The following is a 14,011-nucleotide window of genomic DNA, read 5'->3' on the forward strand; positions in this document are numbered from 1 at the left end:
CCTGCTGCTAGTCAATTTATGCAAAAATTAGGTAAACTAAAAATCCCCCCCCAGGGCATTTTTAACTGTGATATCTTAATTAACATAAAGTTTAGTAACAAATATTAAAAACTTTGATTAACAATACTTTGTCTTCCTATGGCTGCACCACGCCAGCCATCACTACTCCCCAGACTCCTATAAATACTGATTTACCCCCCATTGACCAGGGGCAAAATAGTATCCATAAGTTAGAATCTACACTTGGCTTATCTGCTTCCCTACTCATATCTACGACCAAGGGACAGACTTGGTTAATCTTGGCTGCGGCTGTGTTTTTGGTATCAGTACCAGTATTTATAGAAGCGCCATTAGTGCGATCGCTACCAGTGCTAAGTGTAGCCCTGACAGGATTTTGGGTATGGCTGAGTTTTATTTTAATGTCGCGTCCTCAAACTTATATATGGGGAGATTTGCTTTTTGGCTTTAGCTGGAGTTGGTTAGCAGGAGCCATTTACTGGGGTTGGTTACGTTGGGAACCTTTATGGCATTTACCAGTAGAATCAATCGGTTTGCCATTTGCCGCTTGGTGTCTCCTTAAGAATTGGGGGCCAATTGGTAACTGGTTTTATTTAGGTTCCTTACTCGGTACAGCTTTGACTGATGTATATTTTTATATAGTAAACTTGATGCCTTATTGGCGGCAAATTATGCAGGTAGACCCGAATAACGTGTCACCAATATTACAAAATGCCTTAATCCAAGTACAAACGCCCTGGGGACAAGGCTGGGCAGTAATGGGGCTACTAATGCTATTAACCGCAGGGGTTTTACCCTTACGTACAAAATCAAAACATTGGTACGCCTTTAGTGGCGCAGTTTTAAGTACAATTTTGGTAGATAGCCTGTTCTTAATAGCTGCATCTGCCGCTTAAAAATTCTCTCAATATGTTGCTAGTATAGAAAAAACCTATCTATAGGTTTTGCCAAAATCCCAGTCATCTAGATAACTTTTTGTAAACATCAGACCCAACCCAGTAGCAGCAAATATTGGGGGTATTAATACACTGTATATTAGTTTTTGATGACTGCTATGTGCTGACTAGGCTATGAAGCTCCAATTTCAGGTAAAGGAAGATCATGACGATCATATAGATATACTCAACCTATCTATGGTCAAGAACCGAAGATGAGACGCTGACCAGTATTCAACGGTATGCTTGACATCTTTGGCCTGAATTCAGCTTATAGTTGATAGCATTTAGCAAAACATGATTATCTTATTTTCATGGAAAGAGGGAGAAAAATTGTGAAAACATTGGTGCGTTTATTAACAGTATTTAGCTTGGTAGTCGGATCCTGGGGATGGCTGGGAACAACTCAGATAGCTGCGGCTGCTAATATAAACAGTGTGACTTTTAGTCCAGTGGCAGTTTTGGCGGTGACACGGCAGAATAGAGCAGATGCTAAGTTAGGCACAGAATTTGGTCAAAAAGTTGATTTGAATAACACCAACGTGCGAGCTTTTCAACAGTATCCAGGTCTGTACCCCACCCTAGCCAAAAAAATCGTACTCAATGCTCCTTACGATCAGGTGGAAGATGTCTTGAATATTCCGGGATTAAGCGATCGCCAAAAAGAACTTTTACAAGCTAACTTAGATAACTTTACAGTCACCGAATTAGAAACCATCTTCAACGCTGGAGACGATCGCTTTAACAACGGCATCTACAGATAACTGTCTCAACAGTTAAGCTAACTAAATATACTCAATAGCAGCCAACTTCCTAATTTTAGGGAGTGGCCGCTTTTTCTCAAAATGGGAGAGACCCGTCCCACTACTCCCTAATTAAAAGCCCCTGCTACCCAAATTAGACTTTGCTGCAAATAGATATTCCTAGCCAATTTGATGTTTTAGTAGTCGGTGCTGGTGCTGCTGGACTATATACAGCACTGTGTCTACCAGAGAAATTGCGAGTTGGCTTAATTACCAAAGAAACTGTCTGTTTATCTGCCAGTGATTGGGCCCAAGGAGGTATTGCGGCCGCCATCGCCCCAGAAGATTCGCCTTCATTACACATTGAGGATACATTACACGCAGGTGCAGGCTTGTGCGATCGCACAGCCGTAGAATTCCTAGCCCAAAGAGCAAGTGAGTGTATTCAATCCCTGGTAAACTTGGGAGTAGCCTTTGACCGTAACGGTCAAGCTTTGGCTTTAACTTTAGAAGCCGCCCATTCTCACCCCCGCGTTCTCCATACCGCCGATAGTACAGGTAGGGAAGTCACCACCACCCTGACAGCACAAGTATTGCGTCGCCAAAACATTCAAGTGATCCAGCAAGCTTTGGCTTTGAATTTGTGGCTAGAACCCCAAACCGGCAGATGTCAGGGTATCAGCCTATTCTATCAAGGTAAAATCACACCCATCAGAAGCTCTGCCGTGGTTTTGGCAACCGGTGGCGGTGGCCAAGTCTTTGCCCAAACAACTAACCCAGCCGTCAGTACAGGGGATGGGGTAGCTATGGCCTATCGAGCCGGGGCTATTCTGCGAGATTTAGAATTCGTGCAGTTTCACCCCACTTCCCTCACCTTACCGGGTGCAGACCACTTTCTGATTAGTGAAGCTGTACGTGGCGAAGGCGCACACTTGATTGATGACACTGGACGGCGTTTTGCTTTTGATTATCATCCCGCAGGTGAACTAGCACCCAGAGATGTAGTTAGTAGAGCTATTTTCAGCCATCTTAAACACACCGCCGTTGATCTTGCTACCGCCCACGTCTGGTTAGATATGCGCCCCATATCTCCTGAGAAAATTCGTCATCGCTTTCCTAATATCATTAAAGTTTGTCAATATTGGGGAATTGATGTCTTCCACGAACCCATTCCTGTAGCCCCAGCTGCCCATTATTGGATGGGTGGTATTGTTGCTGACTTAATGAATCGCACCAACATTCCCGGTTTGTACGCAGTGGGAGAAAATGCCAGTACGGGGGTACATGGTGCCAATCGTTTGGCGAGTAACTCTTTGCTGGAATGTATTGTTTTCGGAGCCCAGATGGCAAATATTGATCTCCAAGATATGACACCATCCTCAGAAGTGCCAATAGTGCCAGCAGAAGAATTCAGCCTCGATATCAGTGAATGGCAAAGCCAAAAAACACAGCTAGAAATACTGAGAAAAAATTTACCAATTTTGCTGTGGCAAAGTGCGGGAATTTGTCGGGAGCAGTCAGGTTTAGAATCAGCCATTGCCATTGTAGAATCTTGGCAAAAAGATTTTGCCGCTTTACCTTTGAGTCAATTCCTAGTTTCTTTGAGTCCTAATCAATCGGTGAGTTTCCAGATCACAGATGTGGAACAGCAATTGCGACTTTGGGCAGAAACCCGGAATTTATTAGATATAGCGCATCTGATTCTCAAAAGTGCCGCATTTAGAACTGAAAGCCGGGGTGGTCATTACCGCCTAGACTATCCTCAACCAGACCCAGATTGGCAAGTCCATACTCTAGTACAAAAATCCCAATACCATAAATCTATGATTTGGAAAGATTAGTCATTTTCCATGGCAAAAAAAAGTCAACAATAATGTTGACTGTTGATTTTTGATGGGTGTTGATTTGACAGTCAGTACTAACAGCCAACCTTGATCAATCATCGAAAATACTGAAAGTTCTTAGGTCCAGTGTAGCCGGAAATTCTAGCCAGTTCGTCGAGGTTTTGAACCCCGCTATAGACTTCACCATTAATGATCCAAGTAGGGAAGCCTTTAATGTTGGCAGCTTGACACACTTCTGGTTGACCTTTAGGGCTGTCAGCAGCACACTCCACCATAGTATTGTTCTGTTCAAGAATCTTGTAAGCTTCTTTACCGAAAAGTTGCTTTTGTTCATGACAGTGAGGACACCAATAGGCAACATATTCCTTAGCATCTATGGTTGTTAGGTGTCTTGCTAGTTCAATTTCTGCCTCACCAGATGTAGTGGTGATTTCCCAACCAAAAGCTGGGTCAGGATTTACTTGGGGTGTAAACCTAATTCTTTGAGGTTCTCCAGAAGTTGTACCTGAAGAATTCACCCCAGCATACACACCCAAAGTACCAATCAGTGTGATCATGGCCACAATAATAGCGGTAAACAAAATTTGCCCCCAGTCCTCCCAAGGCCGACCGATAATGGTCAAAACTAAAAGACTCACAGAGAACACAGCGGAGGCAATACAGTAATAACAAACAGCTTGGATTTGGAATGCCAGTAGGTACATTAAATAGCCACTGAAAACAGACATAGCCACGGATACTACCAACAGTAGCCACCCAGTTGAGTTTTCCAGTTGTTTGACAGTATTTTTATCACTTGGTTTCCAAGCTAAGGGAGCAACAGCCAAAATCACCATACTCACATACGCTAAAAGCCCAAATAAGGCTAAGGGCGCAGACAGGTTAAGAATGGTGATGGTTGCCCAAGGACTGGAAAGGACATCATTACAGCCCCTGGCACCAGCTTGGGCTACACAAGCGGCACTGCCTCCTGTTAACTTTTCTATGGTGATGTAACCTGTGGTCAAGGCACCAAATCCAGCGATCGCGGCCATCAATGGACGCGACCATTTATGAATCCAAGGAGTAGAACGGCGGCGAATCATAAACTGCTAATTGGTGATTGGTCATTGGTGATTGGTCATTAGTCATAGTCTGGGAAAATTACTTCCCGAACCTTCCCTTGGAGTCTCCTAAGAATGTATTTTCACAGCCCCAGAAATAGACTGAATCTTGCCGTTGGGATGCCAACGAGTATGGGCAGCTTCCACAAATTGACTGACGCGAATCGGGTCAATTGGTTGCTCGATGCGACCATGGCGCTTCAGGGAACTGGAAACAATCACCCCATTTGCTGCCTGCATCAGTGTAGCAATATTTTGCCAGTTCGCTCCACTACCTATAAACACTGGAGTGCCATTTGCCTCTCCAATAGCTAGTTCCAGGTCTTCTTGGTTAGGAGGACTACCAGTAGCCCAGCCAGACAAAATTATGGCATCTGCTAAACCTCTTTCAATGGTGTCTTTCACGGCAACTGTGAGATTAGGGGAACCCAAGGGGCGGGCATGCTTCACCAACACATCAGCTAGAATTTTGACATCACAGCCTAATTCTCGGCGATAACGCAGTAATTGATGAGCTTCACCTTCAATTAATCCTTGATCCGTTGCCATCACCCCTGTCAATACATTGACGCGAATGAATTGTGCTTGGGTGGCGTAGGCGATCGCCATTGCACTTTTGCCGTCATTGCGCAAAACATTTAAACCAATGGGCAATGTCACTAAATTTTTGATTCGTTGTACCACCACAGTCATGGCACTTACAACAGCTGGATCAACTTGGTTTTTGGTAAAAGGCGCGTCAAAAAAGTTTTCCACAATAATGCCGTCTACTCCTCCACTGGCCAGGGCTGCTGCTTCTTGTTCGGCACGCTGAATTACCGCTTTGAGATTACCTCCCCAACGGGGCGAGGTGGGTAGTGGTAGTAGATGAACCACACCAATAATTGGTGTTCGAGTTTTAAATAACTGATATAAGTCCACGTCTTAGTTTTATACCTAATATTTGGGGTGCTTTGCGGGGTCTAGTGTCCACCAGTCTAGAGTCTATAATTTATTTGACTGTGCCAATTTTAGATTTTGGATTCCTCAATTTCGGATTTGTCCATTTCAGTTTTTTGAGATTTTCAATCTAAAAACTCAAAGAAAATTCTTTGATTCCCTCCGCCCAGCCGCTTTTGGTCCGCACAAATCTCAAATCCTCAACGTCTCTACTACCCTCTACCTTGACCAGAGTCAACCTCATAGGGTGGTAGTGCGGGGTGGCATAGGAGAAGGTAAATCTCATATCCTTAACCTGTATGCCCTTGTGGGTGCAGTCAATCTAAAATTGCCAATCTCAAATCCAAAATTGTTTGACTGTTGACTATTGAACGCCAGTCACCTGAAGTCCGGGAACCCGATCATGGCGCTGGCTCCTCTTGACTTTTAACTAACTAGTCAAGTGTTTTTTGAGTTGGTTGTCTTACTACCTCTTCCCTAGGTTGGAAATTATCGTAAAACCTCCTCTAAGATATGTTAAGATAAAAATAGGCTAGAAGAGGAGTTTGCCACTCACAAGACGCAAGGCAACTTCCCCCGGTTTATGCGCCCCGCCCACGCACCGTCGTCGGCAAAGCCTGACCGTCAGGGTAGGTTTACTGCTTTATTAGGCGTTGTCTCGTACTCCTGGGTCCTAATCACCTACCCAGAGAGCGCGGTTTCCCTGAGGGTAGCGACTTTTCAAAACCAGCCATTTGGGCGGCTTCCCGACGGGTAAATTAACACAGGCGCTGCGGTAATCAAAAATACCAACAGACAAGTTAAAAAAATATAAGTGTTAAACATACTCAAAGACACTTAACCTACCCTGGGAAATAGACTAAGTAGTACATATATAATAACATGGCCGGAAAATCTCCTATGGCACTGCACCCGCGGGCAGTAGGTGGCAGTGAAAAACTGTTGTTCTAGCCCCTGACTGTGTAAAGGTGTATATCACAAGAAGCGAAACCATCGCTGCTTGTTTATCCGACTAGAAAAAACGGAAAATGTTTTCAAAATATGGGTGAAAAGCCAACCATTGCCATTTCGCACCTGGGTTGCGAGAAAAATCGAATTGATACAGAACATATGCTAGGACTGCTTGTAGAAGCAGGCTATGGTGTAGATACAAATGAAGAGTTAGCAGACTATGTTATAGTTAATACTTGTAGTTTTATAGAAACAGCAAGACAAGAATCTGTCAGAACTTTAGTAGAACTGGCAGAAGCCAACAAGAAAGTTGTGATTACTGGCTGTATGGCCCAACACTTCCAGGAACAATTATTAACAGAGTTGCCGGAAGCAGTGGCACTAGTAGGCACAGGTGATTATCACAAGATTGTAAGTGTAATTGAGCGTGTAGAACAAGGAGAGCAGGTCAAAGAGGTTAGTCCAGAGCCGACCTACATTGCAGACGAGACCACACCGCGTTATCGCACTACAACTGAAGGCGTTGCCTACCTGCGAGTGGCCGAAGGATGTGATTATCGTTGTGCATTTTGTATTATTCCCCATCTGCGAGGGAACCAGCGATCGCGTACTATTGAATCTATAGTTACTGAAGCAGAGCAGTTAGCCAGTCAAGGCGTGCAGGAAATTATTTTAATTTCCCAAATCACCACCAATTACGGCTTAGATATCTATGGACAACCAAAGTTAGCCGAATTGCTTCATGCTCTAGGTCGAGTAGATGTACCGTGGATCAGAATGCACTATGCATATCCCACCGGGCTGACCCCAGATGTCATAGAGGCAATCAAACAAACCAAGAATGTATTACCATATTTAGACTTGCCCCTACAACATTCTCATCCAGATATTCTGCGCTCAATGAATCGTCCCTGGCAAGGACGGGTAAATGATGGGATTATTAAACGCATCAAAGCAGCCCTACCAAACGCCGTACTCAGGACAACATTTATAGTTGGGTTTCCCGGAGAGACAGAGGAACATTTTGAGCATCTACTAGAATTCATCAAGCGCCACGAATTTGATCATGTGGGTGCATTCACCTTTTCGCCGGAGGAAGGAACACCCGCCTACAAGCTAGCTAATCAGTTACCCCAAGAGGTGATGGATGAGCGCTGGCATAGATTAATGGCGCTTCAAGAGCCAATTGCCGCCAAAAAAAATCAACAGGAAATCGGCAAAATCGTTGATGTGTTGATTGAACAAGAACACCCTGAAAGTGGAAAGCTCATAGGTCGCTCTGGCAGATTTTCCCCAGAAGTCGATGGTCAGATATATGTCGATGGGGCGGCAAAATTGGGAACCATTGTGCCAGTAGCGATTCACGGTGCTGATACATATGACCTCTACGGTGAAGTTGTCAGTAGTTAGCACAAGTAGAAGTAGCTTTCACTGAGTGCAGTACTGCCATCTCCCAGGGTATCGACTAGAAGAGAAGTCATGTCAGAGCGGCAAAGGGTATCGCTGAGTCTACTTTCCAGAGTATCCCTCGGCGTTAGTTGACTGCGTAGCATCCTCACCTAAAAGAGGGTTGCAGACACTTTTTTTAAATCTGGCAAACCAATACAACTGCCGTCAGATTTACCAAACCAAAACCAAAAAACAAAATCTAGGAGAATTAATGACTCTTTCGTTCCAAGAATTAGGTATTTCACAAAAACGTGTTGAGCAATTAGAAAACATTGGCTTTACCACACCTACTAATATTCAAGCCCAAGCCATACCCCAACTGCTAGCAGGTCGGGATGTAGTCGGTCAATCCCAAACTGGAACAGGCAAAACAGCAGCATTTTCTCTGCCAATTTTAGAGCAGCTAGATGTGAATCACAAAGCCGTACAAGCGATGGTATTGGCACCAACCCGTGAGTTAGCAATTCAAGTTCACGATGCCATCAACCAATTCGCAGGTAACGAAGGATTACGGATTCTGGCAATTTATGGTGGTCAGTCCATTGAACGCCAAATGATGCAACTAAAACGTGGTGTTCACATGGTTGTAGGTACACCAGGGCGGATGATTGACTTACTAGATAGGGGTTGTTTAAAACTCGATCAAGTCAAGTGGTTTGTCTTGGATGAAGCCGATGAAATGTTGAGCATGGGCTTTATTGATGATGTGATCAAAATCCTATCTCAAGCCCCCAAAGAGCGGCAAACAGCTTTATTCTCAGCAACCATGCCACCGTCAATTCGCATGATTGTTAATAAATTCCTGCGAAACCCCGCCACAGTCACCGTTGAGCAGCCAAAAGCCACACCCAACAAAATCAATCAAGTAGCTTATCTTATCCCCCGCCACTGGACAAAAGCTAAAGCATTACAGCCAATTCTAGAAATGGAAGATCCAGAAACAGCTTTAATCTTTGTGCGTACCAGAAGGACGGCGGCGGAACTCACCAATTTACTACAAGCAGCCGGTCATAGCGTGGACGAATACCACGGCGACTTGTCTCAACAAGCACGGGAGCGATTATTGACCAGATTCCGTAATCGTCAAGTGCGATGGGTAGTAGCTACTGATATTGCAGCACGGGGTTTAGATGTCGATCTGCTCTCCCATGTCATTAACTACGACTTACCAGATAGCGCCGAAACCTATGTTCACCGCATTGGTCGTACCGGTCGCGCTGGTAAAGAAGGTACAGCAATTTCATTAGTACAGCCCTTTGAGCGGCGTAAACAACAGGTATTTGAGCGCCATAACCGCCAAAATTGGCAATTGTTGTCCATTCCTACACGGGCCCAGATTGAAGCGCGACATATCCAGAAATTACAAGAACAAGTTAAAGAAGCCTTAACTGGCGAACGCCTAGCTTCATTCTTGCCCATAGTTAGCGAACTACTTGAAGAATATGATGCTCATGCGATCGCCGCAGCCGCATTACAAATTGCTTATGATCAAACTCGTCCGGCTTGGTTGCAATCAGGGGTAGACCCCCAAGATGATGAACCGTCCTCCTCCAAACCGAAGTTAACCAAGCGTCGTAGTGGTGAATATTCCGGTGAGAGAAACCGCTCCTCCTGGAACAAATCGGACAGCAATGGTGGAGACGAAGGTAACCGAGGGACTCCCAAGCCCAAGCTGCGAACCCGCCGTGACGCTTCTGTGTCATCCTCAAATGCACTTAGAGAGTAAGGTTGATTAACTCAACCAAGGACGACTGACCTGTTCTAGTTGTCCAATTTCATCGGTGTTTAATCTCCAGCCCAAAGCGCCTGCATTTTGTTTGACATGTTGGGGAGTCTTTACCCCAGCAATGGGAATCACATTTCCTTGAGCAATTAACCAATTCAGGGCTACTTGGGCAGGAGTGCGACCATACTTTTCTCCCAGACTGTTGAGTAAAGAAATGACTGGAGCAATTTTCTGTAAACCTTCTTTACTAAACCGCGGATCCATCTTCCTCACACCACTGGGAGTTTCGGCGCACTCAGGTGTGTATTTACCTGTCAGCAATCCCTGAGCCAGGGGACTATACGCCAAAATAGTCACGCCCAATTCTTGGGCTGTGGCTGAAATTCCATTAGTTTCAATTTGGCGGCTTAATAAAGAGTAGCGGACTTGGTTCACAACTAAAGGTATTCCCCGGGACGCTAATATTTGATGGGCTTCTCGCATTTGAGTAGCTGAATAATTACTTACCCCCACCGCCGCAATTCTACCCCGCTTCACTTCATCGGCTAGGGTATTCATCAAAGTTTCTTGACTTAAAAAGAAAGCAAAGGGCCAATGGACTTGATAGAGTTCAATGCGCTCTAGTTGTAACCGTTTGAGACTCTCCGTTAAAGCATCTGAAACAGACTGACTTGTAAACCGCCAAGGTAAAGGGCCGAATTTCGTAGCTATTTGCACAGGTTTTGATGCTGTTTGCATGAATTGCCCTAATAATTTTTCTGACAGTCCCATTCCATAAACTTCAGCAGTGTCAAAGAAAGTCACACCAGCCTCCAATGCTGCTGTAAACGCTCCTTCCAACTCTTGGGTACCGTAGCCATTGCCATAATTCCAGAAAAGTTTATCACCCCAAGCCCAAGTGCCAATACACAGGGGTGTAACACTCGGTCCATTTTGTCCTAATGTGATGTTTTCCATGTTGAATATTTATTTTATTTACATTTCTTTACTTCTTTAGTTTACCGTCACAATATTTTTTCAACAGACTATTGGCGGTTTTGAAATGAAAATCCTTGCGTTGATCAGCAACTTTTTTATGTTGCCTACTCAAACCAATGTTTAGCTGTGAGATCATGTGAATGCAATGGCAGTATTATGAAATCGTTTATGAGATTCTAAACTGTGTAACCCATCTTGAAAAATAGCTATGGCAAGCGGCGAAGTATTTGATTCTCAAACCAACTCCCAGATTGTACCTAAAGTTAATGTACTGACCATGTTTCGGTTAGGCTTATTTCAAATGGGATTGGGCATCATGTCACTTCTAACTCTGGGGGTGCTGAATCGAATTATGATTAAGGAATTAGCACTTCCAGCCACTTTGGTAGCTGGAACTATAGCCATGCACCAACTGGTTGCACCCGCCAGACTCTGGTTTGGTCAAATGTCTGATGCAAAACCTTTATTAGGATATCATCGCACCGGTTACATTTGCTTGGGCGCGGCTGTATTTGTCACTACATCTTTTTTAGCAGTACAAGTAACTTGGCAATTAGGAGCCAGTTTTTATGCTCAGGGTTGGACATTACCAACCTATGGTTGGGTGGCTTTGCTGGGGGGGATTTTTGCTTTCTATGGATTGGCTTTGAGTTCTAGTTCTACTCCTTTTGCGGCTTTGTTAGTAGATGTTTCCGACGAGGACAATCGCTCTCAATTAGTGGGTGTTGTCTGGTCAATGTTAATGGTGGGTATTGTCATTGGTGCAATTATCAGTTCTGTGTTATTACCAGCACCAGGCAATGAGGCACAAGTGTTAGACACAACTTTAACATCTCTGTACAGTCAACCTGAACAGTTAGCAGCATTACAAAACTCAATTAACCGCCTATTTTTCATCCTCCCATCTGTGGTTTTTGGTTTAGCTGTATTATCCACATACAATGTGGAAAAAAAATATTCTCGTTATGGCTTGCGTTCAACTGCGATCGCACGAGAAGACAAAATTACTCTGCAAACAGCATTTAAGGTACTGACTGCTAGTCGCCAAACAGGTTTATTTTTTAGCTTTTTGTTGGTTCTCACCATCAGTTTATTCATGCAAGAACCTGTGCTTGAACCTTATGGTGGTGAAGTTTTTGGTATGTCTGTGGGGGAAACTACTAGACTTAATGCTTATTCGGGAGTAGGGACGCTCATTGGTCTGGGTTCTACAGGATTCCTAGTTGTACCACGCTTAGGTAAACAAAAAACTGCTAAGTTGGGGTGTTTTTTGGTGGCATTTTCCTTTGTATTGATCATTTTAGCGGGATTTACTGCCAATCAAAAACTACTTCAAGGCGCGTTATTTTGTTATGGTCTCACCTCTGGTATGACGACAACCGGGGCGATTAGTTTAATGTTAGATTTAACCGCAGCAGAAACAGCTGGGACATTTATCGGCGCTTGGGGTTTAGCACAAGCAATTTCCCGCGGTGTGGCTACTGTGAGTGGCGGTGCTGTGTTGGATTTGGGGAAAGGAATTTTCTCACAAACATTAATGGCTTATAGTTTAGTTTTTGGAATCCAAGCACTGGGAATGCTGCTGGCTGTGTGGTTTCTCAACCGCGTTAATGTTAGGGAATTTCAAACCAATGCCAAACAGGCGATCGCCTCGGTTTTAGAAAGTGATTTAGACTAAATATTGGTTGAAGGAACGCCTTGGGGTGAGAATTAATTCATGAATGATTTTTGGACAGCAATTCTGGACTTTGCCGAAACCACCACTACCAGAGTGGGAAAGCAACTTATGCAAGATTTTGGGAAAGTGCAGGCTTCCCAAAAAGCTGACGGTAGTTTAGTTACCCAAGCCGATAAATGGGCTGATCAGGAAATTTGTGATGCGATCGCTTCTCATTTTTCTGGTTATGGTATTTTAAGCGAAGAGAGTGACAAAGTTTTTCCCGATACAGAATGGTGTTGGGTCATAGACCCTTTGGATGGCACTACTAACTTTACTAGGGGTCTTCCCATCTGGTCAATTTCCATGGGTCTCCTGTATCGAGGTACACCCATATTTGGGTATGTTTACGTCCCCCCACTAGGTCAAGCTTTTCATGGTTTCTGGGCAGGTTCCTCTGGATTAGTCACACCTTCAGGGGCTTTCCTCAACCATCACCCTATCCATAGCAGTAGTGATGATGCTACTAAAAATCACTTTTTTAACCTCTGTTCCCGTAGCACTTCCGTGATTCAAAGGGATTTTCCCTGTAAAATTCGGATGCTGGGTGTAGCTAGCTATAATTTCCTCACAGTCGCTACAGGGGCTGCACTAGGTGGTATTGAGGCTACACCCAAGGTTTGGGACATCGCCGGGGCTTGGGTGATTGTACAGGCTGCGGGTGCTAGCTGGGTACCTCTCCAGGATGAGCCTTTTCCTTTGTCATCAGGGCAAGATTATAGCGATCGCTCTTTTCCTACCCTGGTTCTCAGTCGCCGGGAATTAGTACCGCTATTTACCCCATTTCTGGAAAAGTTAAAACTTTAAGTATAAATCGTATTTATACTTATTTTAATGGTAGTTTATCTTTCATTCCTTACCAGAAAAGCCTACTTTTTTTGGCAGATGGTCAAAATTACTTAAGCACAGATTAAGTAATATTATAAACTGTCTCGTCTTCTTTTCGCCATGCCGGATCAACAATACAAATAAATACCAACGGTTCAACACCACAGTTGCGGATAAATTGCCTGGTATTGGGAGGAATATACACCGCATCCCCTGAACTGACTATTTGAGTTTCATCATCAATGTGCATTTCTCCCTGTCCACTGAGAATATAATACACTTCTGAAGTTGTCAGGGAGTGGGGTTGAGAAGTTTTCCCCACTGGTAAGGTTGCATGAGCTAAACTATACCTTAATGCCAGGGGTTGTTTATCAGGGTGTAGCAGTTCCCGCAGAATGGTATTATCTCCGGCAATGAATTCTTGACAGTCTTTGAGGTTTTGAACTAGCATAAATTAGCTTTTTCTCATGGGCGGTTTTCCCTTGCCTATTTTAGTAAAGCATGGGATTAGTTTTTGGTTGATAGTCAGAACAATCAATAGCCTCTTCTGTACTGGCAGTAGAAGGGTGTACAGTACATTTTAGGCGGTAATTATTGGTAAAAAATTGGCAGCTAGGGCAGGGGATTTGATGCATTTGTTTGGCTGTGGTCACACTATCTCGAGCTGCTGACCAAAGACTCCAAGCAAACAGAATAATTACAGTCCAAGCGGTAACAAAGCAAATAGGGATTAATAATGGTTGAATCCCCCGAATGCAAAGATTTATTAACTCTAACACG

Annotated in this window: 12 protein-coding genes and 1 pseudogene; 7 read left to right on the plus strand and 6 right to left on the minus strand. The window is 44.1% G+C overall.

The window, feature by feature from the left end:
* The first annotated feature begins 113 nt into the window (after positions 1-113).
* The 3 genes from NWP21_RS09495 (at position 114) to nadB (ending at position 3,537) form a co-directional block, all read left to right on the plus strand.
* Positions 114-914, plus strand: coding sequence for a DUF3120 domain-containing protein (locus NWP21_RS09495; RefSeq protein ID WP_271731829.1), 801 nt, complete (start codon positions 114-116; stop codon positions 912-914).
* Positions 915-1,288: 374 nt separating this feature from the next.
* Positions 1,289-1,717 (plus strand): photosystem II complex extrinsic protein PsbU, encoded by a 429-nt coding sequence (gene psbU, locus NWP21_RS09500; protein WP_271731828.1) that lies wholly within the window; start codon positions 1,289-1,291, stop codon positions 1,715-1,717.
* 140 nt (positions 1,718-1,857) lie between these two features.
* The gene (gene nadB / locus NWP21_RS09505) at positions 1,858-3,537 is read left to right on the plus strand and encodes an L-aspartate oxidase (RefSeq protein WP_280792505.1); all 1,680 of its coding nucleotides are present in this window, start codon (positions 1,858-1,860) and stop codon (positions 3,535-3,537) included.
* A 98-nt stretch (positions 3,538-3,635) separates the two neighbouring features.
* Here the strand turns inward: nadB and NWP21_RS09510 are convergent, their stop codons facing one another.
* Both NWP21_RS09510 and btpA read right to left on the minus strand, forming a co-directional pair.
* On the minus strand, positions 3,636-4,625 hold the full coding sequence (locus NWP21_RS09510) for a vitamin K epoxide reductase family protein (RefSeq protein ID WP_271731824.1): 990 nt from the start codon (positions 4,623-4,625) through the stop codon (positions 3,636-3,638).
* Between the two features lie 87 nt (positions 4,626-4,712).
* Positions 4,713-5,564, minus strand: a complete 852-nt coding sequence (gene btpA / locus NWP21_RS09515) for a photosystem I biogenesis protein BtpA (RefSeq protein ID WP_271731823.1) — start codon at positions 5,562-5,564, stop codon at positions 4,713-4,715.
* A gap of 1,059 nt (positions 5,565-6,623) precedes the next feature.
* Between btpA and rimO the strand changes: the two genes are divergently transcribed.
* Both rimO and NWP21_RS09525 read left to right on the plus strand, forming a co-directional pair.
* A complete protein-coding gene (rimO, locus tag NWP21_RS09520) occupies positions 6,624-7,943 on the plus strand; it encodes a 30S ribosomal protein S12 methylthiotransferase RimO (RefSeq protein WP_280792506.1) in 1,320 nt (439 codons plus the stop codon).
* 250 nt (positions 7,944-8,193) lie between these two features.
* Positions 8,194-9,708, plus strand: coding sequence for a DEAD/DEAH box helicase (locus tag NWP21_RS09525; RefSeq protein WP_280792507.1), 1,515 nt, complete (start codon positions 8,194-8,196; stop codon positions 9,706-9,708).
* A 6-nt stretch (positions 9,709-9,714) separates the two neighbouring features.
* Here NWP21_RS09525 and NWP21_RS09530 read toward each other — a convergent pair whose 3' ends face one another.
* Positions 9,715-10,665 (minus strand): aldo/keto reductase, encoded by a 951-nt coding sequence (locus NWP21_RS09530; protein ID WP_280792508.1) that lies wholly within the window; start codon positions 10,663-10,665, stop codon positions 9,715-9,717.
* A 52-nt stretch (positions 10,666-10,717) separates the two neighbouring features.
* A pseudogene (locus NWP21_RS09535) lies at positions 10,718-10,798 on the minus strand (RNA-guided endonuclease TnpB family protein); the annotation flags it as partial.
* A gap of 96 nt (positions 10,799-10,894) precedes the next feature.
* Between NWP21_RS09535 and NWP21_RS09540 the strand changes: the two are divergent.
* Positions 10,895-12,364, plus strand: a complete 1,470-nt coding sequence (locus NWP21_RS09540) for a BCD family MFS transporter (RefSeq protein ID WP_271731817.1) — start codon at positions 10,895-10,897, stop codon at positions 12,362-12,364.
* A gap of 39 nt (positions 12,365-12,403) precedes the next feature.
* Positions 12,404-13,210, plus strand: coding sequence for an inositol monophosphatase family protein (locus NWP21_RS09545; protein ID WP_280792509.1), 807 nt, complete (start codon positions 12,404-12,406; stop codon positions 13,208-13,210).
* Between the two features lie 103 nt (positions 13,211-13,313).
* Here the strand turns inward: NWP21_RS09545 and NWP21_RS09550 are convergent, their stop codons facing one another.
* A complete protein-coding gene (locus NWP21_RS09550; protein WP_280792510.1) occupies positions 13,314-13,682 on the minus strand; it encodes a cupin domain-containing protein in 369 nt (122 codons plus the stop codon).
* A 40-nt stretch (positions 13,683-13,722) separates the two neighbouring features.
* Positions 13,723-14,010, minus strand: a complete 288-nt coding sequence (locus NWP21_RS09555) for a hypothetical protein (RefSeq protein WP_271731814.1) — start codon at positions 14,008-14,010, stop codon at positions 13,723-13,725.
* Position 14,011 lies beyond the last annotated feature (1 nt).

It is taken from the genome of Anabaenopsis sp. FSS-46, assembly GCF_029891665.1.
Taxonomy (GTDB): Bacteria; Cyanobacteriota; Cyanobacteriia; order Cyanobacteriales; family Nostocaceae; genus Anabaenopsis; species Anabaenopsis arnoldii.

What these genes read in the sequence shown, in the direction of transcription:
- NWP21_RS09525 (WP_280792507.1), top strand. Translation starts at nt 8,194, where the DNA reads ATGACTCTTTCGTTCCAAGAATTAGGTATTTCACAAAAACGTGTTGAG.
- NWP21_RS09545 (WP_280792509.1), top strand. Translation starts at nt 12,404, where the DNA reads ATGAATGATTTTTGGACAGCAATTCTGGACTTTGCCGAAACCACCACT.
- NWP21_RS09540 (WP_271731817.1), top strand. Translation starts at nt 10,895, where the DNA reads ATGGCAAGCGGCGAAGTATTTGATTCTCAAACCAACTCCCAGATTGTA.
- rimO (WP_280792506.1), top strand. Translation starts at nt 6,624, where the DNA reads ATGGGTGAAAAGCCAACCATTGCCATTTCGCACCTGGGTTGCGAGAAA.
- NWP21_RS09510 (WP_271731824.1), bottom strand. Translation starts at nt 4,625, where the DNA reads ATGATTCGCCGCCGTTCTACTCCTTGGATTCATAAATGGTCGCGTCCA.
- NWP21_RS09530 (WP_280792508.1), bottom strand. Translation starts at nt 10,665, where the DNA reads ATGGAAAACATCACATTAGGACAAAATGGACCGAGTGTTACACCCCTG.
- NWP21_RS09550 (WP_280792510.1), bottom strand. Translation starts at nt 13,682, where the DNA reads ATGCTAGTTCAAAACCTCAAAGACTGTCAAGAATTCATTGCCGGAGAT.